Origin of the sequence: Paraburkholderia sp. BL25I1N1 (assembly GCF_003002025.1) — a bacterium.
GTDB lineage: Bacteria > Pseudomonadota > Gammaproteobacteria > Burkholderiales > Burkholderiaceae > Paraburkholderia.
This window is the reverse complement of sequence record NZ_PVZB01000001.1, coordinates 252,748-278,436: the sequence shown is the minus strand read 5'-3', so window position 1 is coordinate 278,436 and position 25,689 is coordinate 252,748. Positions and strand designations below refer to the sequence as shown.

The following is a 25,689-nucleotide window of genomic DNA, read 5'->3' as shown; positions in this document are numbered from 1 at the left end:
CAGTTAGCTGGCGCGAAGGGCGGCGAGCAACCCTTCGACCGGTTGTAAACGAATATCCAGTTCGGCAAGCAACACGGTTTGCATGTCCTTGCGGAACACATTCAGCCATGCGCCGGCGGTGACCGCCGCTGCGTTGCTGGCTGCGTCGCCGGCGGCTTCGTCCGACACCTGGGCGGCGGCCAGCGTCACCTGCTCGGCCGCGCGCAAGCGCTCGAAGTGCCCGGCCAGCAGCGCGGGTATGGCGGCCAGCAGATTGCGCTCACGCTCGCTCAGTGCGCGCTCCATTACCGCGTCCACCACGGCGAGCCGCGCCATGGCGGGTGTTCTGGTGGCCAGCATGCCCCGCAGGCGGCCGCGCAGATTGCCGATCGCCATTTCCATCGACTGCTGGATGGAGAGATAGCGTTGACGGAACACCGCGTAATCGGCCGCCGGCTCGGCGGGCACACTCTGCGAGGACGCATGCGCGGACGCGCGTGCGGGCCCGCGCCGCCTGTCGGCCGCGAACACGCTATCGCCCGTGATGGTCTTCGCCAGCGAACTGCGCGCGCGGACGTACTCCGACTCCTCCGCGCCGCCGAAGCCGCGCGCGCCGGCGGCAACGGCGGGCGGGTTGCCGTTCAGTACCGAGGACAGCGCAATGGCGTCGGTCCAGCCGAGCCATTGGCTGAGGCGGTCCGAGAGCGATTGCCTGGATTCGGGAACATCGACATCCGCGAGGCGTGCCAGTAAGCGAATGAGCGCCGGGCCGCTGAGGGCGGTGCGCTGGGGGGGTTGCGACATACCACCGGAGGCAAAAAAGTCGCCAGTTTACACGCTGTCGACGCCTGAGCGGCTGCAAGTCGATTCGCAGGCCGTGCGCGAGGCGCATTTTACTTGAGCGGCGGAGTGGTCGAGCGTCGAACCCGCCGGCTCAGGTCGGATAAGACGAACGACTCCATGTAAGATGAACGCCCGCCTCAACGCGCCTGTGGACGGCGCCGCGCGACCCGAACGTTTGTCCACCGGATCGCGGCACTCTTCGAACTAAGCGACTTTAAGCGAGGCCTATAAGCAGAATGAAATTCGATACCGTTGTGCTCGGAGCGGGCATTGTCGGCGTGTGCATTGCCGCGCATTTGCAGAAACGCGGCCGCCAGGTCGCGCTGGTCGATCGCAAGCTGCCCGGCAACGAGACCTCGTTCGGCAACGCCGGGTTGATCCAGCGCGAAGGCGTTTATCCCTACGCGTTTCCTCGCGGGCTCGGCACGTTGCTGCGCTATGCGCGCAACCAGTCGCCCGACGTTCGTTACCATGCCGACGCGATCCTCAAGACCGCGCCATTTCTCTGGCAGTACTGGCGCAACTCTCATCCAACGCGGCACGCCGCCATTGCGAAGTCGTACGCGACGCTGATCGAGCATTGCGTGAGCGAGCACCGCGCGCTCGCCGCCGAGGCCGGCGCGAGCGCGCTTTTACGCCCGATCGGCTGGATGAAAGTGTTCCGCACCGCAGCGGCTCATGACGCGGAAACCCGGCTCGCCGAACGGTGGCATCGCGAATATGAAGTCGAGTTCGAAGCGCTCGACGCCGCCCGCCTGCAACAGCTCGAACCCGATCTCGACAGGACCTTGCTGGGCGGCCTGCGCTATCCGGATTCCGATTCTGTGAGCGACCCGAACGCGCTCGTCACCGCCTACGCCAGATATTTCGAAGCGCTCGGCGGACGCTTTTTTATCGGCGATGCGGATACGCTGCGCGATGGCTGGCAGGTCGACACGGAAGCGGGAACGATCTCCGCTTCATCCGCGGTCGTGGCGTTGGGGCCGTGGTCGGAGCGCGCGAGCACGCGCCTGGGTTACCGCTTGCCCCTCGCCGTCAAACGCGGCTATCACATGCACTACGCGCCCCAGGGCACGGCCCGCCTGAATCATCCGGTGCTCGACGCGGAAGGCGGCTACCTGCTGGCGCCCATGGCACGCGGTATTCGCCTGACGACGGGCGCGGAAATCGCGGATCTCGAAGCGCCCAAAACGCCGACGCAACTCGCTGCGGTCGAGCCGGTTGCCCGCACGCTGTTCCCCCTGGGCAAGCGTCTCGACGACGAACCCTGGATGGGCCGGCGTCCTTGTACAGCGGACATGCTGCCCATCATCGGGCCCGCGAAAAAACATCCGGGCTTGTGGTTCGCGTTCGGCCACGCGCATCACGGGTTGACGCTGGGTCCGATAACCGGCCGTCTGCTCGCTGAAATGATGACGGGCGAAGCAACGCTCGTGGACCCCCGGCCGTTCAGTGTCGAGCGATTCGCACGGCACGGTTAGCGCTACGGGCCGCAATAAAAAAAACGCCGCGGACAAACAAGCTCCGCGGCGTTGCTTTACCTCGACAACGATCGTTCAGGCCGCGGCCACCACCCTGCGCGGCGACAGAACCGACACGACGAAGCTCACGACGATATTGACCGTCAGTGCGATCAGCCCGATATACACCGGATAGACCGCATCGCCGAAATGCAGGGCGTACACCGGCTTGAGGCCTTGCGAAATCGCCAGCCCGGTTCCGAGCACGATCCCGGCCAGCCAGCCGAGGAACAGGCCCGGCGTATTCAAACGACGCGTGTACAACGAGAACACGATTGCCGGGAAGATCTGCAGAATCCACACGCCGCCCAGCAGTTGCAGGTCGATCGCGTACTGCGTCGGCAGGAACACGATGAACAGCAGCGCGCCGAACTTCACGACCAGCGAGACGATCTTCGCGGTGGAAGCCTCGCCTTCCGGCGAGATATTCGGCGAAACGAGCGGACGCCACAAATTGCGCGTGAACAGATTGGCCGCGCCGATCGACATGATCGCCGCGGGCACCAGCGCGCTGATCGCAATCGCCGCCGCCGCGAAGCCGACGAACCACGACGGGAACAGCGTGTTGAACAGCGCCGGCACCATGTCCGAGGCCGACTTCACATGCACGCCGGCCGCAATCGCCATATAGCCGAGCAACGCGATCAGACCGAGCAGCAGCGTATACGCCGGCAGGAAGATCGCATTCTTGCGCACCGTATTCGCCGACGAGGACGACAGCACCGCCGTCATCGTATGCGGATACATGAACGCCGCCAGCGCCGAGCCCAAAGCCAGCGACGCATACGCGGTGAATTGCGTCGGCTTCAGAATGATGCCGGTCGCGCCGCCCTTGGCCTTGAAATACGTATCGGCCGCGTCGAACACATGCGCATAGCCGCCGAGCTTGGCCGGAATCAGCCACACCGCCGCGATCACCACGATGTAGATCATGATGTCCTTGACGAACGCGATCATGGCCGGCGCGCGCAGGCCGCTGGCATACGTATACAACGCGAGGATCACGAAGGCGACGATCAGCGGCATCTCGCCGGTCACGCCGAGCCCCTTGATCACGACCTGCATGCCCACCAGTTGCAGCGCGATATACGGCATGGTCGCAACAATGCCGGTAATCGCGATGGCCGCCGGGAACCACTTCCCGCCGTATTCGCCCTGCACGTAGTCCGCTGCCGTGATGTGGTTTTTCGCGTGAGCGATCTTCCACAGTTTCGGCATCACGGCGAACACGAACGGATAAACGATGATCGTGTACGGCAACGCAAAGAAGCCATACGCACCGACCGAATAGACCAGCGCGGGCACTGCGATCACCGTATAGGCGGTATAGAAGTCGCCGCCCACGAGGAACCATGAAATGACTGTGCCGAACTGGCGGCCGCCCAGGCCCCACTCGTGCAATTGCGTCAGGTCGCCCCGTTTCCAGCGCGCGGCAAAGAAGCCGATCACGGTGACGAGAACGAAGAACGCGATAAAGACGGTCATCGCAACCGGATTCACAGGATTGACGTCGCTCATTTGACACCTCGGTACACGGCGTAAATCAGTAGCGAGGTCAACGGCACCCACAAGAACTGATACCAGTAGAAGAAAGGAAAGCCCGCGAACGACGGACGCGTGTCGTTATAGAACGGCAGCCACAGCAGTGCGATGTACGGAAGCAGCAGGATCAGCCATAGCCATGAACGGCCGGCAGGTTGGGATGTCTCCACAATCGTCTCCTAAGTCTATTATTGACGCCACGCGCCACGACTCGTGGTCCGGCGCGCGGAAACCGGTTAGCGGGTATGAGCCGGCAAACCGGGTGCTTATTACGCCACGCGACGCGCGCGACGGTGGGCGCAGCCGCCTGCAAGGCGCACTATGCCGTGGGGATGTAGTATTCGCCTTCGTGAGCGTCCTCACAAGCGCGCAACTACGTAAGCCGGCTACGTACTACTACGTAGCCGGTCAGCCGTCTTTTCAACGATGAAACTGAAAGCCAAGATTGTCCTGCTGGCGATCGTGCCCTTCCTGGCCGCCATCGCGAGCATCGAAGTGGGTGTGCAACGGCAGGCCACGGCGCTCGCCGAGACGCAACACGCGAGCACGCAGGCCGCGTATATGGCCAGCAAGGAGATCGAACTCAAGCATTACGTCGAGCTCGCCACCACCGCGATCGCGCCGCTCTATGACGCCGGCCAGGACAATGCGCGCGACGACGCGACGCTGCGCGCACGCGCGCTCGACGTGCTGCAGAAAATGGACTTCGGCACGGACGGCTACTTCTTCGTCTACGACATGCACGGCCGTTCGTTGATGCATCCGCGCGAGCCGGACCTCGTCGGGCGCGACCTGTGGGAACTGCGCGATCCGCAAGGCACGCTGACCATTCAGCAACTGCTCGCCGCGGCCTCGCGCGGCGGCGGGTATGTACGCTATCTGTGGCATCGTCCGTCGACGGGCAAGGTGGCGTCGAAACTCGGCTACGTCGTGCCGCTGCAGCGCTGGGGCTGGATGATCGGCACCGGCATCTATCTCGACGACGTGGATAACACGCTTGCGCGTATCGACGAACGCGCGGCCGCCAACATCGATCGTACGATGAAATGGATCGACGCGATCGCCGTTGCCGGACTCGCCGTGATCGCGCTGTGCGCGCTCGTGCTCAACGTCACCGAATACCGCAGCGCGGATGCCAAGCTGAAACGGCTCGCGCAGCAGGTGGTGGAGTCGCAGGAAAACGAACGGGCACGCCTGTCGCGTGAATTGCACGACGGCATCAGCCAGATGATGGTCTCCGTGAAGCTGCTGCTCGAATCCGCGCTGGCGCGCTTCGAGCGCAGCGAAGTGCGCGTGCCCGCGGCAGAGGCCGCACTCACCACCAGTCTCACGCGGCTTGGCGATACCTTGCGCGAAGTGCGGCGCATTTCTCACGCGCTGCGTCCGTCGATGCTGGACGATCTCGGCGTGGCGGCCGCGCTGGAACAACTCTCGCGCGAACTCAGCGAGCAGTCGGGCATCGAGATCGGCTTCACGCAGATCGCGCACACGCACGCGGCGACTTTGCCCGACGCCGTCAACACCGTGCTGTTCCGGATCGCCCAGGAAGCGTTGACGAATATCGTGCGCCACGCGCACGCGTCGAGCGCGGCGCTCGCGCTGGAAATATCGAACGACGCGGTCACGCTGAACATCGCGGACAACGGGCGCGGTTTCGACGTGACGCATGTGTTTGTCGGCCGGCGCTCGGGCGTGGGTCTGCGCAACATGCGCGAGCGGCTCGAAGCGCTGGGCGGCACACTGTCGCTTAGCTCACAAGCCGGCCACACGCTGGTCACCGCGCGCGTGCCACTGGGATCGACCGAGCCGGCATTGCCGGCCTTGCAGGAAACCTGATCATGAACGACGCCTCACCCGCTATCGCCCGTCTGATTCTCGTCGACGATCATCCGCTCGTGCGCGACGGTTTGCGCGCGCGGCTCGAAGCGGTGCGCAACCTCGAAGTGGTCGGCGAAGCGGGCAATGCGCAGGAAGCGCTCGCCCTTGCCGCGAGCGCGGAGCCCCAGCTCGTGCTGATGGATGTAGGCATGAACGGAATGAGCGGCATCGCGCTGGCCGGCATGTTTCACGAGCGCTTCCCGGCAATTCGCGTGCTCATGCTGTCCATGCACGACAATCTCGAGTACGTGACGCAGGCCGTGCGCGCGGGCGCGAGCGGCTACGTGCTGAAGGACTCGCCCTCCACCGAAATCATCCAGGCCATTGGCGCGGTGCTCGAAGGCAAACAGTTTTTCAGCGCGGGACTCGGCGCACGTCTGATTCAGGCTTCGGCGATGCAGTCGCCTGTCGAACGGCTCACGCCGCGCGAGCGCGACATTCTCGATGCGCTTGCCGAAGGGCTGTCGAGTAAGCAGATCGCCCAGCGCAACGATCTCTCCGTGCGTACGGTGGAAACGCATCGGCTGAATCTGAAACGCAAGCTCGATATTGAAGGCCAGGCCGAGTTGATCAAGTTCGCTGTCGAAAACCGGCGCACGAACCGGTGAAGACCTGACTGATGCAGATCGGCGATCGTCGCATAATCGGCGCTGCATACACTCAACCACTGCTATCGTTCCGTCTACTCTACTCAACGCCCAACACATGGAGCTGATGAGGATGAAACGCACGATCCCATTGCGGCTAGCGAGTCTGCTGATCTGTTTCGCCGCAACTGCTATTCACGCCCACGCCGAACCGGCGCGCGTCAATCGCGGCCACGATCCGTTCTTTCAGATCTCCAAAGCAATCGGCGATTGTCCGGTGCCATTGGGGCCGCTCGAAACCGAGAAAGAATGGCTCGACGACAGCCATTACCGGATCGAACGCGGCAATAGTTGCTGGGTGGAAGGCCGCTGCCGCTTATCGAACGCCTATCTGTACGACGTGGAAATCGCCGAGGCCGTGCAGCGTCGCCTCACCAACATCAATTTCGCCACGCACTGGCGCGAACAGTCGACGCTCTGGCTGACGCTGCAACGCCGCTTCATCTACGTGGAAGGCTGCGTTGCGCCGGGCTTCGACAAGCAGAGCTTCCTCACCGAACTCGCGAAAACCGCGGACGTCGAGCGTGTGATTGACGATACCGTCACCAATCCGCACGCCGTACAACTCCCCTACAAAACGCTTGCGAATCCGGACAAGCCCGTGCTCGATCCAGGCAACTAGGTTTACGCTCAAAGGCTAAATGCGGCGCTTGGCTGATACCCGTTATCACGCTGCAATGCCTATATCGGCAATCGAACAAAGCAACGCAGAAATTGAACTTTGGGCGTTCTGCGTCATTGCTACCATCGGCGGCCCGACATATCCGGTCCGCACAACAATGACAACACAACGATCGCAGCGCCCTTCTTTTCGTCCTCGCATGATCGGCGCCGCCGTCGCCAGTCTCATCGCTCTCGCCTCCTGCGGCGACGACAATCTGCCCGGCCCGACGCCCACACCCGTAGTCGCCCAGAAACGCCCGAACATTCTGTACATCATGGCCGACGACCTCGGCTATTCCGACATCCACGCGTTCGGCGGCGAAATCAATACGCCCAATTTGGACGCGCTAGTGCAATCGGGCCGCATCCTGACGAATCACCATACGGGCACGGTCTGCGCGATCACGCGTTCCATGCTGATCTCCGGCACCGATCACCATCTGGTCGGCGAAGGCACCATGGGCGTGCCGACCGATGAACGCAAAGGACTGCCGGGCTATGAAGGCTATCTGAACGATCGCGCGCTCTCCGTTGCGCAACTGTTGAAGGACGGCGGTTATCACACGTACATGGCCGGCAAATGGCATATCGGCTCGGGCATCGTCGGCAGCACGACGGGCGGCGGACAAACGCCCGACCAATGGGGCTTCGAACATAGCTATGCATTGCTTGGCGGCGCCGCGACCAATCACTTCGCGCACGAACCCGCGAACTCGCGGAACTACACCGAAGACGGCAAATACGTGCAGCCCGGTCAGCCGGGACAACCGGGCGGCGCGGGCGGCAGCCCCGCAGTGTTCTATTCGACCGACTTTTATACGCAGCGTCTGATCTCGTACATCGATTCGAACAAGGGCGACGGCAAGCCGTTTTTCGCCTACGCAGCCTACACGTCGCCGCACTGGCCGCTGCAAGTACCCGAGCCTTATCTGCACAACTACGCCGGCAAATACGACGCCGGTTACGACGCGATCCGCAACGCGCGCATTGCGCGGCAAAAAGCGCTCGGCATCATTCCGAACGACTTCGTGCCGTACGGCGGCGCATCGGAAACGCTCGTCGCCACCGCGGCCACGGCGAACAACGGCACGGTGAACGCGAAGTACGTGAGCGCCGTGCATAGCGCGGCGCAAGGCTATACCGACTATGGCGCGGGCACGGTGAACAAGACGTGGGCGAGCCTCACGCCCGCCGAGAAGAAAGCCCAGGCGCGATATATGGAAATCTACGCGGGCATGGTCGAGAATCTCGATCACAACATTGGCCTGCTGATCCAGCACCTGAAGGATATCGGCGAGTACGACAACACCTTCATCATGTTCCAGTCGGACAACGGCGCGGAAGGCTGGCCGATCGACTCCGGCGCCGACCCGACCGCGACCGACACCGCCAACGCCGCCGATCCGGTTTACTCCGCACTCGGCACCGACAACGGCAAGCAGAACGCACAACGTCTGCAATACGGTTTGCGCTGGGCCGAAGTCAGCGCCACACCGTTCCGTCTGACGAAGGGTTACTCGGGCGAAGGCGGCGTGTCCACGCCGTTGATCGTCCATCTGCCGGGTCAGACCACGCAGAAGCCGACGCTGCGCGACTTCACGCACGTCACTGACAATACCGCGACGTTCCTCGCCGTCGCACAGATCTCGCCGCCCACGCAGGCCGCGCCGCCGCTCATCAATACGCTGACCGGCGTCGATCAAAACAAGGGCAAGGTGGTCTACAACAACCGCTACGTGTATCCGGTCACCGGGCAGTCGCTGCTGCCGCTGTTGAACGATCAGGCGACAAGCGCGGTGCATACCGCATCGTTCGGCGACGAAGCCTATGGCCGCGGCTATCTGCGCAGCGCCGACGGCCGCTGGAAAGCGTTGTGGACGGAACCGCCGCTCGGCCCCGTGGACGGTCACTGGCAACTGTTCGACATGAGCGCCGACCGTGGCGAAACGCAGGACGTATCGACGCAGAATCCCTCGGTGATCGACGGTCTCGTGCAGCAGTGGAACAACTATATGAGCAGCGTCGGCGGCGTGGAACCGTTGCGTCCGCACGGTTACTACTGAGCACGCAATGACCGTCAGATTCAGGTTGAAGAGCAACGCGGCGTTGTACAGCATCTACGCCGCGATCGCCACGGTCGCGTTCGCCGCCGCTTTTACCGCTGCGACGGCCGCTTCGGCGGTCTTTAGCGGCGTTGGCAGACATGGCGCGTTCGATGAACTCAACACGTCGCGCCCGTTGGCCGCACTCGGCTCCGAGCAGCAATGCGAGCGCTACGCCGGCTTACCCTCGCGTTGGCGCGACGATCCGAAAGCCGGCATGGTGCACCTGCGTGGCGGCGACTTCGTATTCGGCAGCAAGCTCGGTTACGAAGACGAGCGTCCCGCCGGCGACGGCAAGACGCGCGTCGCCGGTTTCTGGATCGATCAGACCGATGTGACGAATGCGCAGTTCGCAGCGTTCGTGAAGGCGACGGGCTACGTCAGCGATTCGGAGCGCCAGGGTGGCGCCGTGGTGTTTCACTCGCCGACACGCGACGAGATGAACGCGCGCGATCTCGCATGGTGGACATGGGTGAAAGGCGCCGCATGGAATCATCCGACCGGTCCCGGCAGCACGCTCGAAGGCCGCCTGAATCAGCCCGTGACGATGGTCACGCAAGCCGACGCGCTCGCCTACGCGCGCTGGCTGGGCCGCGATCTGCCCACGGAGGCCGAGTGGGAATACGCGGGCAAAGCAGGCCGCGAAGGTGCGGACCTAGACGCCGCACCGCGCGACGAACACGGCAAACCGAGCGCGAATTACTGGCAAGGTGTGTTCCCCGTGCTCAATACGAATGAGGACGGTCACGTCGGTCTCGCGCCCGTCGGCTGCTATGCCGCCAACGACTTTAAACTCTACGACATGATCGGCAATGCATGGGAGTGGACCAGGGATGTCTACACGGGTCCGCACCAGTCGCACACCAACGGTGACACCGCGGCGGTCGCGCCGCTCAGCCGCAAACACGACACGCCGATGGTCATCAAAGGCGGCTCGTTCCTGTGCTCGCGCGACTATTGCGTGCGCTATCGGGCGGCGTCGCGCGAACAGCAGGAAGCGGATTTGCCGGCGTCGCATATCGGTTTTCGCACGGTGCTAAGGGACGCGTCATGACGGCTCGGCGATTCGTGACGGCGGCGCTGCTGGTCGCTGCTTCGATGGTTCAGCACGTGCAAGCCGCCGCGCCGCAAGTCATCAAAGTGGGTGTGAGTCCGGGCGCGCATGCCGAGATCATGGACGAAGTGCGCCGCGTCGCGGCCAGTCGCGGCCTCACGCTGGACGTGGTCGTATTCGATCAGCCCGAACATATCGACGCCGCGCTCGCCGCGAAGCAGATCGATGCGGCGAGTTGCGAGGACGAGCCACGCTTCGAAACACAGCGCAAACAGCACAGCTTTGCGCTGACGAGCGTCGCCACCACCGTGACGTTTCCCATCGCCTTGTACTCACGCAAACTGACGAATCTCGGCCAGTTGCAACGCGGCGCGACGATCGCGATTCCTGACGACCGGGAAGGCACTGCGCGCGCCCTGATCCTGCTGCAGAACTTCACGCTGCTGACTTTCAGGGACACGCCCGGCCTTCACGCGACTCTCGCCGACATCACGAGCAACCGGCTGAATCTGAAGATCCGCCAGGTGCCGCGCGCACGTCTGGTCGACACGCTGAACAGCGTGGCCTTCGCCGTGATCGATAGCGACGACGCGGCGCGCGCGGGTCTTTACCCGGCGCGCGATAGCCTCGGTCTCGAAGATGCGCGCTCGCCCTACGCCAACGTGTTGACGGTGCGAGACGCCGACCGCACTCAGCCTTGGGTTGCGCAACTGGTGGCCGCTTACCATTCGCTCGACGTCGCGCATTTCATTCTGACGCGCTATCAGGACTCGGTGCGACGGCCGTGGTGAACGCTTTCTCGTTCGCGTGCACGGCGTGCGGCAGATGCTGCAATAGTCCGCCGGCCATGGCGCTGCCCGAGTTGTTCCTGCATCGCGACCGGTTCATCGGCTGTATTGCGATCGGCCGCGTGCCGCACAGGCGCGTGGGTGAGCGATTGCGCGTGGGTCGGCATGAAACCGTGCTCGACGAGGCCGATATCGCCGCCTTCGATTCGATCGCTGACATGCTGCTCTATCGAACCGGCGACGTCTTCAGCATCATGACGCAGGGCTACGATTACCCTTCACTGGCACGCTGCCCCGCACTCGCTGACGACGGACGCTGCGCCATCCATCTGAATGGCAAGCCGGTCACGTGCGAAGTGGTGCCACTTGATCCGCTCGTACCGGATACGTTGCAACATCTCGTGCTAGCTGGACGCAATCAGAGTGCCGTGTACCTCGACACCGATTGCATTCAGGAAGGTGAGCGCGCGGACGCCGTACTAATGACCGCGGAAGGCGAGATAAAAGACGCGAATGCGACGGAGGCTTTGGCGCGCCGCCGCCGCGCGCTCGAAAGAGAACGCGAGGTGTGGGGCCGTACCGTATTCGAATCGCTCCGCAAAGACCTGTTCGACTCGCCGGCCGCGTTGGCGCGCATTCCGGCCGGCGGCTTTCTGACGATTTCGATTGTGCCGGCGCTATTGGCCGTAGCGAGTACTTCGTCGCGTTGCCGACAGTTATGCGTCGACTATGTCGACAGTCAACTTGCGCTGATCGACCGCAGTATCGAGCAAGCGCTGTTGCGACGCCGCCTGGACGATCGTCCCGTGACACAGGAATTGCGCGGATTCGCTCTTGCATATCAACGTGCAAAAGCGCTTCTTGGCACACCGCTTCCTGCCATGGAAGTGGAGAGCGGCGCGCCCTCTTCTCTATCACCTATCGAAGCCTATCTCTCTGGCGCAGGTCGGTAATCAGAAGATTCGTCAGAGCTGCGAATCCAGCAGCGGGACAAACTTCTCGATCAGCTTTTCCGTAAATGGCCGATGCATCCATGCTTCGAGCGTGATCTGTTGCGACTTCTTTATATCGTCGGCGAAAGCGGCGGTCTGCTGCCTGGCGAAGTCGCGGTCGTAAATATTCAGATTCGCTTCGTCGTTGAGCTTGAACGAACGGTTATCGAAATTGGTCGAGCCGACTGAAACCAGGTATTCGTCCACCACCAGCAATTTGCAGTGAAACATGGTGGGCTGATACTCGTACATTTCCACGCCCGCTCTGAGCAGATCGCCCCAGCACGCGCGCGATGCTTCCCGCACGGTATGCGTGTCGATCCGTTTGCCGGGCATGATGATCCGCACTTTCACGCCGCGTTTCGCCGCCTCGACGATCGCGTTAATGGTCAGCTTGTCAGGAACGAAATAGGCACTCGCCAGATGAATGGAGTGCGTCGCCGCCGTGATCGCCATCAGATACATTAACTGCATGTCGTCGCTGCCGCCCGAGGGCGAGCTGCTAAACATATGCGCGAGGCCGTCGCCCATTGGCTCGACAGCGGGAAAATAGGCTGGGCCGTGCAGCACATTACCGGTTGCCTTGACCCAGTTGTCCATGAATACAGCCTGCATATGGCCAACCACCGGACCCTCCACGCGGAAATGCGTATCGCGCCAATGCTTTTCATCCTGGGCGTGGCCGGTCCACTCCGGCGCAATACCCACACCACCCGTAAAGCCGATATGGCCGTCGATCACTAGCAGTTTGCGGTGCGTGCGATCGTTCATGCGGCCCAGACCGGTCCAATGGGGCTTGTGATACTGAATCACTTCCGCGCCGGCATCGCGAAGCATATCCAAATAGCGCTTATCCATTTTCGACGAACCGACCCAGTCGAGCAGCACATGCACCGCGATGCCCTCGCGCGCTTTGTCCGCGAGCGCCTGCGCAAACTGCTCGCCAATCTCGCCGGACCAATAGATAAAAGTTTCAAATGTAATCGTTCGACGTGCGGAACGGATGCCTTCCAGCATCGAAGGAAAAATGCGGTCGCCGTTCAGCAGCATCTCGAAGCGATTGCCCGAAATGACCGGCGGCCCAAGCAGCAAACCCATTGAGCGAAGGAATTGCGGATCGTCGCTCGCGTAAAGGCGATCGATCTTATGCTCGATCTTCTTCTCGCCGCTCGATAAATTGGCAATCACCAGGATGATGACGAGCGTGACGAAAGCAGTAATCGGAATCGTCAGCATGCGTGGCCTCGATGCTAATAGGCGGGACGTGTCGCGTGCGCGTCCTGCGGTTTGACGAACATTCCGGACCTCGGCCCGGCCTTTACGACGAACGCAGGACGCATTGCGCGTGCCCAATGCAGGCCCGCACCTTGCTACTCCATCCCGTTACCTGACTAGTGAGAACGCTTCCCGGCTGGCTATTTCGCCCGCGCCGTAGACACCGACCACTGTATAGTCCGACGCCACGCATTCGAATGTGGAGGCCTGAAACGTGATGACGAAATGGCGCAGCGCGGGACTTGTCGATGCCACCGCCGCAAGCTCCGTGACCAGCGACGAATTCATGACTTCATGAACCGAATAGCCGGCGAGACCCTGCGAGGCGAGCGGGTGAATCTCGAGATCGGCGTCGCCGGGCGGACCCAGACGATGAAATACGGCGTCCGGAAATAGCACTGCGCAAAATGGATCGTCGTCGGGATCGAATGGTCCGAACCGCTCGAAGTCGGACTCCGCGATCGGATAAGAGAGAATGACCCGGCGGTCACTCGCGACGATAAAGGGTTCGGCGGCATCTTCTGCCGGATAAGGAACGGAGTCCAGCAGGACGACCTCGTCTTCCTGCTGGGTTGAGTCAAGCGTACGGGTCATCTACTTTACGACTCGGTTGCGCTCATGCGCCGGCTGACGCCGGCGCTGCTGCGGGCGTAGCTGCGGCACTCGTAGCGACGGTTCTTTTGGCCGCGGCCTTGCGAACCGGTGCTTTCCTGGCTGCCTTGGCCACGACGCTCTTCTTCGCCGCGCCCTTCTTTGCTGCTACTTTTTTAGTTGCCGCAGTGGCTTTCTTTGCAACCGTCTTTTTGGCCGCGCCTGCTTTCTTTGCCACGACTTTTCGGGCTGCGGCTTTCTTGCTCACTACGCCGCTAGTTGCCGCCGATTTCACTTTGCCGGCCTTCTTCGCGGCTTTGTGACCCGCATCCGCCACAGTTGCCGAGGCGCTATCGATCAGGAATCGGGTGCGGTCCTTGACGGTGGCAAGCCATGCCGGCGCCGGGCCGCGGCCGCTCCAGGTCGCGCCTGTTTTCGGATTGATGTACTTGGGCGGTTGCGCGCCTTTCGGCTGACCTTTGCTGCCTTTCGCCTGGGTGACAGCACTCTTCGCCGCCGACTTCAGCTCGCTCGCGCCTTCGATCAGGAACTGCGCGCGATCTTTCACGCCGGCAATCCAACCCGGCGCGCGGCCATGGCCCGTCCAGGTCGCGCCGGTTTTATGGTCGCGGTACTTTGCCAGTGACTTACCGGAGCTCACGGCTTTCGCCTTGCCACCGCCGTTCAAGCCTCTCGCGGCGCGCCGGGCTTTTGCCTTGGCTTCGATATCCGCGGTAGTCAGGCCATGCTTGAGCATCAGATCACGAATCTGGTCGACCGCGACTTGCGCTTTCCTGGCCAGAAGGACGTCAGCTTGCGCCTGAAGCTTTTTAAGCTTTGCCTGGATTTGCTCTAATGTGGGCATTTGATTGCTCCTTATGTGGTAATCGATCAAACTATGCCACGAATGACGCGAGAAAGGCAGATCGGCGTGACTATAAAAACACGGCTCTGAGTCGATCATGCATTCGGTGGAGTACGAACTTTTCGGGTTCTTTACTTCGTTGCCACACTTTTCTGACTTTTTTCTTTGCCACTCTCCCTTCCCTTTTACTGTCTTTCCAATTCCTGGCCGGCGATCGACGACGGCACTGTGTCGCACTGAAAGGCAGCCCCCGTGCATCGCGGCAAGAGCCGCTTCTACTATAGGCAAGCATTAGGAGATTCAAAGGGCAGTAGTACATTTTTTATTGCCTGAGTACGTTCGCGCGTCCACCCGCTCTTATAAAAACACTTTTTTAGCCATAAGACGCGGGCTTCCCGAGAGGCAATGCGCTATCCGGCAGCGTCGTAACCCCGCGTTACCAATCTCGCAGCGCTGTTTCACCTGTGTCCGGACCGCCCTTCTACACTCCAAACCGTAACTCGACGCAAAGCTCTGGAAAACCCGCAAGGGTGAACCTGAGGCAATCGGAAGCACCGCACTTCGATATGCAAGGAGAAGGCAAATGAACAAGAAGATCATCGGCGCGGTATTCGGTCTGGCAGTGCTGGCGGCATCGTCGGCAGCCTCGGCACACGTGGATGTGGCGGTCGGAGTCGGTATTCCAGTCGGCGTGGTTGCACCGCCGCCGCCCGTTTATGTCGCGCGGGGCCCGGCTCCGGTGCCGGTTGTTTACGGCGGCGACGGCTACGGCTACGGTGACTGGCACGCACGCGAATGGCGCGAACGTCGTGAATGGCGCGAACGCGAATGGCGCCGCGAGCACTGGCGCGAACATGAATGGCGTGAACGGCACTGGAATGGCTATTGAAATGACGCCGTATAGCGCCATGTTAGAACCCCTCTTAATTGCACGGTACTTTTCAGATGAAAGCTGGTTACATCAGAACCGCCCTCGCGGCGGTGGCGCTCACTTCGGCTGCGGTCGGCACGGCAAACGCGGCCGGCTGCATGAAGGGGGCAGTTGTAGGCGGGGTGGCGGGACACTATGCCGGACATCACGCGGTGGTCGGCGCGGTCGGCGGCTGCCTGGTCGGCCGGCATATGGCCAAAAAGCATGCGGAAGAACAGGCTGCGCAACGTCAGCAGGCCAGATTGCAATAACCCGGGTTCGGGGCGCTCGCGCCCCGTTCAGGCGATTCGCAATCCGTGCGTGGGCAGAATCTCCTGCGTGGTCACGAAGCGGTGCTGTTTGACCGCGTCGTGAAATAGACGGTAATCGCTTTTCTCAAAAGCGTTCGTCCACTCGGGCTTCTCGCCGGTATCGTCGCCGAACATCAAACCGGTGGCCATGTACTTCCAGGAGCCGGGACCTTTTGGCACATAGTCCGGAATCGACTCTTTCAAACCCGGAATGCCGCCCGCCTTCACGACGCGGCAAATGTGCCGCAAGCGATCGTTGTCGTCCTCGAGCCGGTTCGTATTGAGCAGGTTCGTGAGCACGTCTGTCACATCGTCCGGCATACCGGGCAGGTTCTCGAAGTCTTGCCGACCCGCCAGATAGGCACGCATCGCGCGGCACGCCATTTCGGCCGCCTGCACGAAATCCGGCAGATTGTGTCGCTGGACGAACTCGTTTCTACCGTCGATGTAATGCCATTTCGCCCACGGCTGGTCAGGATAGTGCAAGGCAGCACCGTGACCGACCGGCAGCGCGACGGTCAGCACATCCTCCTCGATGTGTTCGAGCAGGTGCTCGCTAGCGAGTCTGAGTTTGGCGAACCAGCCTTTGCGGGTGCAGTCCTGAGCTTCCAGCAGATGAACCCGATTCCACGGACTTTCGATCCCGGCGAACCCCTGATGCGCCCATGTATCGACATACGTGTGAAGCGTCACGCCCAGGCGATGCAGTCCCGTTTCGGTGTCCCGGCGCAGGATGGCGCGCCGCACCACCTCACGCGCGACCGCGCTATCCGGCCGGCACACGGCCTTCTCGTGCAACGTCGAGCCCTCGGCCGCCGGCAGAAAATGAAAGGGCGTCCACACCAGCCGGTTCTTGTCGTCCTCCGTGGTGGCGTAATCGAACAACTTGTGGGCGGTGGCGAAGCGTTCGAACGTCTCGCCGCCCTTGAAGCGTAATATGCCCGCGGTCGTCGCATCGTCCACATATTGGCAGGCGTGCGCCACGGTGATCGCGTGCTCGGCCGGCATTCCCGCCACGCGGGCGGCAATATAGATGACACCGTAGTGAAAGTCGATATTCATGGCTGGCGCTCCTGAAGCGCGACGAATGACGACGGGGGGATTCTGGACTGAGCAGCGAGGGGGATGCCGTGTCGGCGCGTGAGTAGATAGTAGACGACCGAACGCACCAGGACTTTAAAAAAACCGCTCGCTGCCCTGTTTCGGGCCGAGTCCGCTACGCGCGCGCGCCGCCAAATAGACTTGCAACAATCTTTCCGCTTTTATTATTTGCACTGTCCGGCGGCTCGGCTATGCTGTGTGCCATTGGAAACCATTCGTAATGCGAAAGGGCATAGCCGGACCGCACCGCTCTCCCGTCCAAACCTTCGGGCTCAGTACACGCTAACGCAAAGGACAATCCCCGTGAAACTCGACAAGTGGAAAGAAGGCGCCAGTCCGGAACGGCGCAAGCTGATACGCAGCAAGCTTCACGTCTTGCTGGCCACGATCGGCACCCTGGCGTCCGTGGTGGGCATCTGCGTGGCCATTAACGGCGGACTTGAATTCAATCGCACCAAAGTTTTCATCGGAGTCGGCATTACGGTCGTCTCCACGATCGTTTATATCTCGATGCTTTTCGCGCCGTCCGAGTGAAATCCGGCGTTCTCCAGTTGCGCAAAGACGCCGCTATCGAACGGGCAGTTACGACAGGTGGGTAATTTTCAGGCGGCTATTCCAATGCGAGTTCAGGTACTCGAGCGCCAGCCGCCGGTGGCAATGGTGAGGTAAATGTTCACTGCAAAGCAGGCACGCCGAGCGAAATAGATCGACCTCCAGATTGCTTTCCACCCGGCGTCCGGCGATCAACTCGATGTAAGCCGCGGAGAACTCGTCCCACGTCAGTTCGTTGGCCTTATAGCGCTTGAACAAGTCGGGTTCCGGAGCCAGCTCAGGCATTTCCTGGTAAGCGGCGCCGCACAACTTGTCGAGAAAGAAAGGCAAATCCTGTTTCTTCGCGAAGCCGGCCAGTTGCGACGTGTTGCTCAGGCGAATGTCGAGCACCGTCCGCACCTCGGCGTTTTTCAGCAGATCGAAAAATTGCTGGGCCGTCTTGCCGGTAAATCCGATGCTGGCCACCTGTACGGGATTGTTTTCGCGCTTCATTGCGGGAGTACCTGGCAGTGGGCAGACGCAGTGCCCGGAAAAAGAAAAGCCCCGCTGCGAAATTCGGAGCGGGGCTCAGTCTCAGTTCACGTCGTGCTGCTTATTTGACGATGCCGACCAGTTCGACCTCGAAGGTCAGATCGCTATTCGGCGGAATCACGCCGACGCCGCGATCACCGTAAGCGGTCGCTGCCGGGCAGGTCAGTTTGGCCTTGCCGCCCACTTTCATCTTCTGCACGCCTTGCGTCCAGCACGGAATCACGCGATTCAGCGGGAACGTGGCCGGGCCACCGTGTTTCGCCGAGCTATCGAACTCAGTACCGTTCGCGAGCGTGCCGCGATAGTTGACCTTCACGACATCTTCGGCAACCGGTTGGGCTCCTGTGCCTTGCGTGAGGTGTTCGACCACGACGCCGGAAGGCAGTTTTTCGGTGGTGGGCGCGGCGGCCATTGCCGTCGAAGACAGAAGAGCAGCTGCGACCAATGCAACGATAGATTTCAAAGCGAGTCTCCAGATGGGTGGTGCGCCTCATTGTAACGGATCGCATGAGGCGCCTCGCTGCGCGCGCGAAAGTCCGCGAGCACTGTCTCGCGTTCGCGGACGTCGGCCAGCACGGCCGGATCGAGTAGCGCGGAAATCACTTCTTCACGCTCGCGGCTCGCTTCCACGATGACGTCGCCAGACGGGCTCCAGATCGCGCTCGCGCCGCACGTGGCCCAGCCGCCGGTGGTGCCGACATGATTCGACAGCAACGCGTACACGGTATTGTCGAAGGCCCGCGCGGGAAACCAGATGCGCGACTGATGGTAGCCGGTCTGCACGCTGAAGAGTGCGCTCACCAGATACGCGTGCGCGCCGTTGACCGCCGCATGCCGCGCATGCTCCGCAAAGCCCGAGTCGTAGCACACGCCGAGTGCGAGACGCCATCCGTCGAGTTCGAGCATGCGGCCTTGCGTGCCCGGGCGATAGATCTTTGTCTCGCTGCTGTACAGGTATTGCTTGTGATACGAATCGAGCTGCGCGCCGGTACGGCTGAATACGAGCGAAGAGATATGCAGGCCGCCCTCGCCGCGCGTCGCCGCGCCGACGATGACCGCGATTTCACGCTGCCGGCAGATGGCCCGAATCGGTTCGAGCCGCGCGTCGTGTGCATCGAAAGCGTATTTCGCAGGATCGCCGGCGATCATGTCGGGTTCGTAGCCGGTCAGGAATTTCTCGGGAAAAACCACCAGTTTTGCGCCGGCGTCGGCGGCCAGAGCGGTCAATTCGACCGTTCTGGCGATGTTGGCCCCGACGTCGCCGCACACCGGTTGCGCCTGTGCAGCCGCGATTCGCAATGAGGTTTGCGGCAGCAATGCCTGTGTGTGATTCAACGTGCGCTCCGTGATGAAAGGACTGCTGCGTTATGACTGCCCGCGTTCGACCTTGGATCGCGGCAGGCAATGCCCCGGCATTTAAACATGAGCGGCACGCCGCATGTAAGTGCGAAGATTCGAGGTGAACCACCTGAGCGGTTTAGCGGTCCACATAGGAAATCCCCTCCTTCGATTTGTTCGCCGACACACGAATCCGATGCTAAAGAGCGTTTTCGATGACCGAGCCGGCTGACTCCGACGAGACCACAGTCCCCGCGTCTTCCGCTGTGCCGGAGCGACGCCGCGCGCCCCGGCCGCGCCGGATTCCGCGCAGCCGTGAGCAGCAGGCGCGGCTCGACGCGCGCGAACCAGCCTTCGAGCCGCTGCCCTTTTCCATCGACGAAGCCACTGCGCAGCGCCCGTTTTCCGAAAAACTCGCCGAATGGTTCGAGGCGCGCCGTTGGCAACCATTTGAATTTCAACGCGAGGTCTGGCAGGAAATCGGCCGCGGCGCGAGCGGTTTGCTGCATGCCACGACCGGCGCCGGCAAAACATGGGCCGTCTGGTTCGGCGCACTGGCCGCCTTCGCAGCCACGTCAAGCGCGCGAAAACGCAGTACGCCCCGCACGCACCCGGAGCCGCTCACAGTGCTGTGGATCACACCGATGCGCGCGCTCGCCGCGGACACCGCCCGCGCGTTGCAAAGTTCGGCGGCGGAACTGGCCGTGCCGTGGAGCGTCGGCTTGCGCACCGGCGACACGTCGTCGGCCGAGCGCGCGCGGCAGAACCGGCGCATGCCGTCGGCACTGGTCACAACGCCGGAAAGTCTCTCGCTCATCCTCACTCGCCCCGATGCGCGCGATGTGCTTGCACACGTGCAACTGGTGATCGTCGACGAATGGCATGAGCTGCTCGGCAACAAGCGCGGCACGCAGACGCAACTCGCGCTCGCGCGTCTCGCGCATTGGCGTCCTGAAGTACAGGTATGGGGTTTGTCGGCGACGCTCGGCAATCTGTCTTTCGCCGCCGATGTTCTGCTCGCGTCCGTGAAGACGCCGCGCGTGAGCGTGCATGGCGCGCTGCCGAAAGCACTGATCGTCGATACGGTGATCCCGGAGACCATTGAGCGGTTTCCGTGGGGCGGTCATGTGGGCATGCGCCAGGTCGACGCCGTGGCCGAGGCGATCGGCGAGGCTCAGACCTCGCTCGTCTTTACCAATACGCGCTCGCAATGCGAAGTCTGGTATCAGGCACTGCTCGAAGCGCGGCCCGAATGGGCCGGCCTGATCGCGCTGCATCACGGCTCGCTCGATCAGGAAGTGCGCGAATGGGTCGAGCGTGGCCTCAAGAGCGGCTTGTTGAAAGTGGTGGTGTGCACATCGAGCCTCGATCTGGGCGTCGACTTTCTGCCCGTGGAGCGCGTGTTTCAGATTGGCTCGCCCAAGGGCGTCGCGCGTTTGATGCAGCGCGCGGGCCGTTCGGGTCACGCGCCGGGGCGGCCGTCGCGTGTCACGATCGTGCCCACGCATGCGCTCGAACTGGTCGAGGCCGCCGCCGCGCGCGAAGCCGTCGAGAAGCGTCAGATAGAAGGCCGCGAAACGCCTGAAAAACCGTTCGACGTGCTGGTGCAGCATCTCGTCACCGTGGCGATCGGCGGCGGTTTCGAGGCGCGCGAACTGTACGGCGAAATTCGCAGCACCTATGCCTACCGTCAACTGACGCAGGCGGAGTTCGACTGGGCGCTCGGCTTCGTCGAAGGCGGCGGCACGGCGTTGCGCGCGTATCCCGACTATCATCGCGTGGTGCGCGAAAGCGACGGCTTGTACCGCGTGCCGCGCGAGGATCTGGTGCGCAGGCATCGCAACAATATCGGCACCATCGTCGCGAACGGCACGTTGAATGTCGCTTATCTTGCCGGCGGCCGGATCGGCGCGATCGAGGAATCGTTCATTTCACGGCTGAAACCGGGCGATATTTTTACTTTCGGCGGACGTGCACTCGAATTGATCCGCGTACAGGATATGACCGCGCGGGTGCGGCGCGCGACCTTGTCGCGCGGAGCCATGCCGCAATGGGCGGGCAGCCGTATGCCGCTTTCGTCCGAACTCGCGGACGCCACGCTGACGATGCTCGCACGCGCCGCAGCCGGCATCTACGACGAACCCGAAATGCGCGCCGTGCGGCCGCTGCTCGAATTGCAGCAGAAGTGGTCGGCCTTGCCCGAGCCGGGCGTGCTGGTGGTCGAGTTGGTGAAATCGCGCGAAGGGCACCACTTCTTTTGCTATCCATTTGCCGGGCGCACGGCGCATATCGGTTTGGGCGCGCTGCTGGCATGGCGCGTCGCGCGCGAAAAACCCGGTACGTTTTCTATTTCGATGAACGACTACGGTTTCGAGCTGTTGTCCGCGCAACCATTCGATTGGGCAGCGCAACTCGAAAGCGGATTGCTCTCGCCAAACGAACTGGATCACGACATTCTCGCCAGCCTCAATTCCTCCGAACTCTCGATGCGGCGTTTTCGCGAGATTGCGCGCGTGTCGGGGCTGGTGTTTCAGGGGCATCCAGGGCAGCAGAAAAGCGCGCGGCAACTGCAGGCGTCGAGTGGTCTCTTCTACGAAATCTTTCGCAATCACGATCGCGGCAATCTGTTGCTCAATCAGGCCGACGATGAAGTGCTTCTGCAGGAACTAGACGCCCACCGCATTCGCATTGCGCTCGAACGCATGAACGCGAGCCGCGTGGTCGTCACGCGGCCGAAAAAGCCGACGCCGTTCGCGTTTCCGCTGATTGTCGGACGCCTGCGGGAAAAAGTCAGCACGGAGAAGCTCGCGGATCGCGTCGAGCGGATGCTGGCCGAACTCGAGAAGGCGGCCCGCACATGAGGCCAGCTTCGTTGGCAGTGGAGATTGCCGGGCATCCTCTCGTGCTGTCGAGCTTGCGCGCGGCGTTCGATCCGGTGCTGCGTTGTCTGTTCGTCGCCGATGCGCATTTCGGCAAGGACGCCGTGTTTCGCGCACGCGGCGTTCCGGTGCCGATCGGTTCAACCGCCGACAACCTGATGCGGCTGGATATTCTGATCGCCGAGTTCGAACCGGCCATGCTGGTGTTTCTCGGCGACCTGCTGCATGCGCGCGAGGCGCACGCCGCCGAGACACTCGACGCATTGCACGTCTGGCGCGCGCGGCATGCGCGGTTGCGGGTCGTGCTGGTCGAAGGCAATCACGACCGCCATGCGGGCGCGCTACCGGCGACGCTCGACGTCGAGTATGTTCAGGAGCCCTGGCGTGTCGGGCCGTGGGCGCTGTGTCATTACCCGCAGCAGGTTGAAGGTGCGTATGCGCTCGCGGGGCATGTGCATCCGGTGTATCGGATAGCGACGCGCAACGATTCGGTACGGGTTCCGTGTTTCCGGTTCGGGAGGGCGGGCGGCGTGTTGCCTGCGTTCGGGAGCTTTACTGGAGGGACGCGAGAGGACGGTCGTGTCGCTGGGGAGAAGGTTTTTCTGGTGGTGCAGGAGAGGGTGATTGAAGTGGTGTGACGCGGGATTTCGTACTGGTTTTTTGAGCGATTAGTTTGCCGAGGATGAAGATGGGAGCGAGCGGACGATGGTCGTTCGCTCGCCCCGTTTGGCATCGGTAGGGAGGCCGGTCTCCCGGCCTCCGTGCGATGAAGGAACGTCGCTCCGTTAGTGGTTGCCGCCGCCGTGGCCTCCGCCGCCACCGCCGTAGCCGCCGCCGTGGCCTCCAAAGCCGCCGCCGAAGCCGCCGCCGTGGCCTGAGCCAAAGCCGCCGCCGAAGCCGCCACCATGGCCTTGGCCTCCGTTGCCCGCGCCGGGGCCATTTCCGCCCTTGCCGCCGTCGCCGCCGTGACCGTGGCCACCTGCGCCGGGACCGCCGTTGCCGCCGTTGCCTGGGCCGCCTGCGCCGGGGCCGCCGTTGCCGGGGCCACCTGCGCCAGGACCACCGTTGCCCTTGCCGCCGTTACCTGGACCGCCGTTGCCGCCATTGCCGGGGCCGCCCGCGCCGGGACCGCCGTTGCCGCCATTACCGGGGCCGCCCGCGCCGGGACCGCTGCCGCCCTTGCCGCCGTTGCCTGGACCGCCTGCGCCAGGACCACCGTTGCCCGGGCCACCTGCGCCAGGACCACCGCCGCCTTTGCCGCCGTTGCCGGAGCCACCGTTACCGCCGTTGCCTGGGCCGCCTGCGCCAGGACCGCCGTTGCCCGAGCCACCCGCGCCAGTACCACCGCCGCCCTTACCGCCGTTGCCGGAGCCACCGTTGCCGCCGTTGCCCGGACCACCGTTGCCTGAGCCACCTGCGCCAGGACCGCCGCCGCCTTTGCCACCGTTACCGGAGCCACCGTTGCCGCCATTGCCCGGGCCGCCTGCGCCAGGACCACCGTTGCCCGAGCCACCCGCGCCGGGACCGCCGCCGCCTTTGCCGCCATTGCCGGAGCCACCGTTGCCACCGTTGCCGGGGCCGCCTGCGCCAGGACCACCGTTGCCCGAGCCACCCGCGCCGGCACCGCCGCCGCCTTTGCCGCCGTTGCCGGAGCCACCGTTGCCGCCGTTGCCGGGGCTTCCTGCGCCGGGACCGCCGTTGCCCGAGCCACCCGCGCCGGGACCGCCGCCGCCTTTGCCGCCATTGCCCGGGCCGCCTGCGCCGGGACCGCCATTGCCCGACCCACCTACGCCGGCACCGCTTCCGCCCTTGCCGCCGTCGCCGTGACCACCGTCGCCGTGACCACCATTGCCGGGACCGCCCGCGCCAGGACCGTTTCCGCTATTGCCGCCGTCACCGTGACCGCCTTCTCCATGGCCACCGTTGCCATGACCGCCGTCACCATGACCGTTCCCGCCCTTGCCGCCATCGCCGTGAGCGCCGTCTCCATGACCACCTTCACCGTGAGCGCCGTCGCCATGGCCACCGTCGCCATGACCGCCATCTCCGTGGCCGCCGTCGCCATGGCCGCCATCTCCGTGGCCGCCTTCTCCATGGCCACCATCTCCGTGGCCGCCTTCTCCATGGCCACCGTCGCCATGACCGCCATCGCCGTGACCGCCTTCACCATGACCGCCGTTGCCATGACCGCCATCTCCATGGCCGCCGTCGCCATGACCGCCATCTCCGTGGCCGCCGTCGCCATGACCGCCTTCACCATGACCGCCGTCACCATGGCCACCGTCACCATGACCGCCTTCACCATGGCCACCATCGCCATGGCCACCATCGCCATGGCCACCGTCACCATGACCGCCTTCACCATGGCCACCGTCACCATGGCCACCATCGCCATGGCCACCGTCACCATGACCGCCGTCACCATGGCCACCGTCACCGTGACCGCCTTCACCATGACCGCCGTCACCATGGCCACCATCGCCATGGCCACCGTCACCGTGGCCGCCTTCACCATGGCCGCCGTCACCGTGACCATGACCGCCATCTCCGTGACCGCCATCGCCATGGCCATGGCCACCGTCGCCGTGACCACCATCTCCATGACCATGGCCACCGTCGCCGTGACCACCATCACCATGGCCGCCGTCTCCATCACCGTCGCCGCCATGGCCGTGGCCATGGCCGCCGTCACCATGATGACCGCCATCGCCGTGGTGGCCATGATGACCGTGGTGCCCATGACCGTGGCCGCCGTCGCCACCGTCGCCACCGTCACCTCCACTGCCGCCGTCACCGCCATCCCCGCCGGTGCCTCCGGTGCCGCCGGTGCCGCCGCCGTTACCGCCATCACCTCCGGCGCCGGTGCCGGTTCCGCCGTTACCACTGCCGCTCCCTGTACTCCCGGAACCCAGTCCCGACGAGCCCGAACCACTCCCGCCGCTATTGCCCGCAGTAGCCGTCCCGGTCGACGAAGTCCCGCCGCCGCTTTGCGTGCCCCCGGCCGCTACCGCCCCCACCCCACCCGCGGCGAAGCCACTTCCACCAGGCATCACGAGGCTTCTGCTTTGCCGGATGCAGCCGGGCGTGCCCGCACAATCATCCGGCAACGCCTGCGCCAACATCATCACGTTCGAACTGACCGACGGCGCGGCCGACGCGGACGGATCAGTTTGCGCACCCGCCATCGCCGCATACAGACTCACAGCAACTGCGAATACCGCCCGGCGCGTCCCCAGCACCAGTGCGTCCCCGTTTTGCTTTTTCATTTCATTCTCCTAACTATATGCTTTTAGCGACCGGCCCTGGTAACAAGCGAATCTCTGTTCAC

At 63.2% G+C, this 25,689-nt stretch carries 25 protein-coding genes; 15 read left to right on the top strand and 10 right to left on the bottom strand.

Annotation, left to right across the window (positions count from 1 at the left end; genetic code table 11):
* Positions 1-3: 3 nt before the first annotated feature.
* Complete coding sequence (locus B0G73_RS01240) at positions 4-783, bottom strand: DUF3348 domain-containing protein (RefSeq protein ID WP_106277141.1); 780 nt, start codon at positions 781-783, stop codon at positions 4-6.
* A gap of 275 nt (positions 784-1,058) precedes the next feature.
* Between B0G73_RS01240 and B0G73_RS01235 the strand changes: the two genes are divergently transcribed.
* Positions 1,059-2,303, top strand: coding sequence for an FAD-binding oxidoreductase (locus B0G73_RS01235; RefSeq protein WP_106277139.1), 1,245 nt, complete (start codon positions 1,059-1,061; stop codon positions 2,301-2,303).
* Positions 2,304-2,378: 75 nt separating this feature from the next.
* On the opposite strand, the gene mctP is transcribed toward B0G73_RS01235, so the two are convergent.
* Together mctP and B0G73_RS01225 are read right to left on the bottom strand one after the other, a co-directional pair.
* A complete protein-coding gene (mctP, locus tag B0G73_RS01230; protein WP_106277138.1) occupies positions 2,379-3,860 on the bottom strand; it encodes a monocarboxylate uptake permease MctP in 1,482 nt (493 codons plus the stop codon).
* Complete coding sequence (locus B0G73_RS01225) at positions 3,857-4,054, bottom strand: DUF3311 domain-containing protein (RefSeq protein ID WP_012426370.1); 198 nt, start codon at positions 4,052-4,054, stop codon at positions 3,857-3,859. Before B0G73_RS01225 ends, mctP begins: the two co-directional genes overlap by 4 nt.
* Positions 4,055-4,310: 256 nt before the next feature.
* Between B0G73_RS01225 and B0G73_RS01220 the strand changes: the two genes are divergently transcribed.
* The 7 genes from B0G73_RS01220 to B0G73_RS01190 all read left to right on the top strand — a co-directional run bounded on the left by B0G73_RS01220 (position 4,311) and on the right by B0G73_RS01190 (position 11,969).
* Positions 4,311-5,720, top strand: a complete 1,410-nt coding sequence (locus B0G73_RS01220; protein ID WP_106277136.1) for a cache domain-containing protein — start codon at positions 4,311-4,313, stop codon at positions 5,718-5,720.
* A 2-nt stretch (positions 5,721-5,722) separates the two neighbouring features.
* Positions 5,723-6,370 carry a response regulator transcription factor gene (locus tag B0G73_RS01215; RefSeq protein WP_106277134.1) on the top strand — a complete coding sequence of 216 codons (648 nt, stop codon included), beginning with the start codon at positions 5,723-5,725 and terminating at the stop codon, positions 6,368-6,370.
* Positions 6,371-6,482: 112 nt separating this feature from the next.
* Positions 6,483-7,031, top strand: a complete 549-nt coding sequence (locus B0G73_RS01210) for a hypothetical protein (protein ID WP_106277132.1) — start codon at positions 6,483-6,485, stop codon at positions 7,029-7,031.
* A gap of 157 nt (positions 7,032-7,188) precedes the next feature.
* Positions 7,189-9,135, top strand: coding sequence for an arylsulfatase (locus B0G73_RS01205; RefSeq protein WP_106277687.1), 1,947 nt, complete (start codon positions 7,189-7,191; stop codon positions 9,133-9,135).
* A 7-nt stretch (positions 9,136-9,142) separates the two neighbouring features.
* Entirely contained in the window at positions 9,143-10,228 is a 1,086-nt protein-coding gene (locus B0G73_RS01200; protein WP_106277130.1) for a formylglycine-generating enzyme family protein, read from the top strand.
* The gene (locus B0G73_RS01195) at positions 10,225-11,019 is read left to right on the top strand and encodes a MetQ/NlpA family lipoprotein (RefSeq protein WP_106277128.1); all 795 of its coding nucleotides are present in this window, start codon (positions 10,225-10,227) and stop codon (positions 11,017-11,019) included. Before B0G73_RS01200 ends, B0G73_RS01195 begins: the two co-directional genes overlap by 4 nt.
* Complete coding sequence (locus tag B0G73_RS01190) at positions 11,013-11,969, top strand: hypothetical protein (protein ID WP_258193140.1); 957 nt, start codon at positions 11,013-11,015, stop codon at positions 11,967-11,969. The genes B0G73_RS01195 and B0G73_RS01190 overlap by 7 nt, the downstream gene beginning before the upstream one ends.
* 12 nt (positions 11,970-11,981) lie before the next feature.
* Here the strand turns inward: B0G73_RS01190 and cls are convergent, their stop codons facing one another.
* The 3 genes from cls to B0G73_RS01175 all read right to left on the bottom strand — a co-directional run bounded on the left by cls (position 11,982) and on the right by B0G73_RS01175 (position 14,739).
* A complete protein-coding gene (gene cls, locus B0G73_RS01185; RefSeq protein WP_106277126.1) occupies positions 11,982-13,244 on the bottom strand; it encodes a cardiolipin synthase in 1,263 nt (420 codons plus the stop codon).
* A 147-nt stretch (positions 13,245-13,391) separates the two neighbouring features.
* Positions 13,392-13,877, bottom strand: a complete 486-nt coding sequence (locus tag B0G73_RS01180; protein WP_106277124.1) for a hypothetical protein — start codon at positions 13,875-13,877, stop codon at positions 13,392-13,394.
* Between the two features lie 22 nt (positions 13,878-13,899).
* Positions 13,900-14,739 (bottom strand): H-NS family nucleoid-associated regulatory protein, encoded by an 840-nt coding sequence (locus B0G73_RS01175; protein ID WP_106277123.1) that lies wholly within the window; start codon positions 14,737-14,739, stop codon positions 13,900-13,902.
* A gap of 583 nt (positions 14,740-15,322) precedes the next feature.
* Here B0G73_RS01175 and B0G73_RS01170 point away from each other — a divergent pair.
* A complete protein-coding gene (locus B0G73_RS01170) occupies positions 15,323-15,628 on the top strand; it encodes a hypothetical protein (protein ID WP_106277121.1) in 306 nt (101 codons plus the stop codon).
* 56 nt (positions 15,629-15,684) lie between these two features.
* Positions 15,685-15,921, top strand: coding sequence for a hypothetical protein (locus B0G73_RS01165; protein WP_106277119.1), 237 nt, complete (start codon positions 15,685-15,687; stop codon positions 15,919-15,921).
* A gap of 27 nt (positions 15,922-15,948) precedes the next feature.
* Here the strand turns inward: B0G73_RS01165 and B0G73_RS01160 are convergent, their stop codons facing one another.
* Complete coding sequence (locus tag B0G73_RS01160; RefSeq protein WP_106277117.1) at positions 15,949-17,022, bottom strand: DUF6765 family protein; 1,074 nt, start codon at positions 17,020-17,022, stop codon at positions 15,949-15,951.
* 342 nt (positions 17,023-17,364) lie between these two features.
* Between B0G73_RS01160 and B0G73_RS01155 the strand changes: the two genes are divergently transcribed.
* Complete coding sequence (locus B0G73_RS01155) at positions 17,365-17,595, top strand: DUF2964 family protein (RefSeq protein ID WP_106277115.1); 231 nt, start codon at positions 17,365-17,367, stop codon at positions 17,593-17,595.
* Positions 17,596-17,643: 48 nt separating this feature from the next.
* On the opposite strand, the gene B0G73_RS01150 is transcribed toward B0G73_RS01155, so the two are convergent.
* The 3 genes from B0G73_RS01150 to B0G73_RS01140 all read right to left on the bottom strand — a co-directional run bounded on the left by B0G73_RS01150 (position 17,644) and on the right by B0G73_RS01140 (position 19,479).
* Complete coding sequence (locus B0G73_RS01150) at positions 17,644-18,105, bottom strand: DUF488 family protein (RefSeq protein ID WP_106277113.1); 462 nt, start codon at positions 18,103-18,105, stop codon at positions 17,644-17,646.
* A gap of 100 nt (positions 18,106-18,205) precedes the next feature.
* Complete coding sequence (locus B0G73_RS01145) at positions 18,206-18,607, bottom strand: FKBP-type peptidyl-prolyl cis-trans isomerase (protein ID WP_106277111.1); 402 nt, start codon at positions 18,605-18,607, stop codon at positions 18,206-18,208.
* Positions 18,604-19,479, bottom strand: coding sequence for a carbon-nitrogen hydrolase family protein (locus B0G73_RS01140; protein ID WP_106277109.1), 876 nt, complete (start codon positions 19,477-19,479; stop codon positions 18,604-18,606). Before B0G73_RS01140 ends, B0G73_RS01145 begins: the two co-directional genes overlap by 4 nt.
* Positions 19,480-19,697: 218 nt before the next feature.
* Here B0G73_RS01140 and B0G73_RS01135 point away from each other — a divergent pair, with 218 nt between their 5' ends.
* The 4 genes from B0G73_RS01135 (at position 19,698) to B0G73_RS40340 (ending at position 25,654) form a co-directional block, all read left to right on the top strand.
* The gene (locus B0G73_RS01135; protein WP_106277108.1) at positions 19,698-22,343 is read left to right on the top strand and encodes a ligase-associated DNA damage response DEXH box helicase; all 2,646 of its coding nucleotides are present in this window, start codon (positions 19,698-19,700) and stop codon (positions 22,341-22,343) included.
* Positions 22,340-22,999: a ligase-associated DNA damage response endonuclease PdeM gene (gene pdeM, locus B0G73_RS01130; protein WP_106277106.1), complete on the top strand. Its 660-nt coding sequence runs from the start codon at positions 22,340-22,342 to the stop codon at positions 22,997-22,999. Before B0G73_RS01135 ends, pdeM begins: the two co-directional genes overlap by 4 nt.
* Positions 23,000-23,266: 267 nt before the next feature.
* On the top strand, positions 23,267-23,770 hold the full coding sequence (locus B0G73_RS01125; RefSeq protein WP_106277104.1) for a hypothetical protein: 504 nt from the start codon (positions 23,267-23,269) through the stop codon (positions 23,768-23,770).
* A gap of 414 nt (positions 23,771-24,184) precedes the next feature.
* Positions 24,185-25,654, top strand: coding sequence for a hypothetical protein (locus tag B0G73_RS40340; RefSeq protein ID WP_181196473.1), 1,470 nt, complete (start codon positions 24,185-24,187; stop codon positions 25,652-25,654).
* Positions 25,655-25,689 lie beyond the last annotated feature (35 nt).

Excerpts from the sequence above, each read along its gene's own strand:
- mctP (WP_106277138.1), bottom strand. The coding sequence starts at position 3,860 with ATGAGCGACGTCAATCCTGTGAATCCGGTTGCGATGACCGTCTTTATC.
- B0G73_RS01220 (WP_106277136.1), top strand. The coding sequence starts at position 4,311 with ATGAAACTGAAAGCCAAGATTGTCCTGCTGGCGATCGTGCCCTTCCTG.
- B0G73_RS01180 (WP_106277124.1), bottom strand. The coding sequence starts at position 13,877 with ATGACCCGTACGCTTGACTCAACCCAGCAGGAAGACGAGGTCGTCCTG.
- B0G73_RS01165 (WP_106277119.1), top strand. The coding sequence starts at position 15,685 with ATGAAAGCTGGTTACATCAGAACCGCCCTCGCGGCGGTGGCGCTCACT.
- B0G73_RS01215 (WP_106277134.1), top strand. The coding sequence starts at position 5,723 with ATGAACGACGCCTCACCCGCTATCGCCCGTCTGATTCTCGTCGACGAT.
- B0G73_RS01240 (WP_106277141.1), bottom strand. The coding sequence starts at position 783 with ATGTCGCAACCCCCCCAGCGCACCGCCCTCAGCGGCCCGGCGCTCATT.
- B0G73_RS01210 (WP_106277132.1), top strand. The coding sequence starts at position 6,483 with ATGAAACGCACGATCCCATTGCGGCTAGCGAGTCTGCTGATCTGTTTC.
- B0G73_RS01150 (WP_106277113.1), bottom strand. The coding sequence starts at position 18,105 with ATGAAGCGCGAAAACAATCCCGTACAGGTGGCCAGCATCGGATTTACC.
- pdeM (WP_106277106.1), top strand. The coding sequence starts at position 22,340 with ATGAGGCCAGCTTCGTTGGCAGTGGAGATTGCCGGGCATCCTCTCGTG.
- B0G73_RS01195 (WP_106277128.1), top strand. The coding sequence starts at position 10,225 with ATGACGGCTCGGCGATTCGTGACGGCGGCGCTGCTGGTCGCTGCTTCG.
- B0G73_RS01175 (WP_106277123.1), bottom strand. The coding sequence starts at position 14,739 with ATGCCCACATTAGAGCAAATCCAGGCAAAGCTTAAAAAGCTTCAGGCG.
- B0G73_RS01160 (WP_106277117.1), bottom strand. The coding sequence starts at position 17,022 with ATGAATATCGACTTTCACTACGGTGTCATCTATATTGCCGCCCGCGTG.
- B0G73_RS01235 (WP_106277139.1), top strand. The coding sequence starts at position 1,059 with ATGAAATTCGATACCGTTGTGCTCGGAGCGGGCATTGTCGGCGTGTGC.
- cls (WP_106277126.1), bottom strand. The coding sequence starts at position 13,244 with ATGCTGACGATTCCGATTACTGCTTTCGTCACGCTCGTCATCATCCTG.
- B0G73_RS01170 (WP_106277121.1), top strand. The coding sequence starts at position 15,323 with ATGAACAAGAAGATCATCGGCGCGGTATTCGGTCTGGCAGTGCTGGCG.
- B0G73_RS01205 (WP_106277687.1), top strand. The coding sequence starts at position 7,189 with ATGACAACACAACGATCGCAGCGCCCTTCTTTTCGTCCTCGCATGATC.
- B0G73_RS01200 (WP_106277130.1), top strand. The coding sequence starts at position 9,143 with ATGACCGTCAGATTCAGGTTGAAGAGCAACGCGGCGTTGTACAGCATC.
- B0G73_RS01135 (WP_106277108.1), top strand. The coding sequence starts at position 19,698 with ATGACCGAGCCGGCTGACTCCGACGAGACCACAGTCCCCGCGTCTTCC.
- B0G73_RS01125 (WP_106277104.1), top strand. The coding sequence starts at position 23,267 with ATGGCCTTGGCCTCCGTTGCCCGCGCCGGGGCCATTTCCGCCCTTGCC.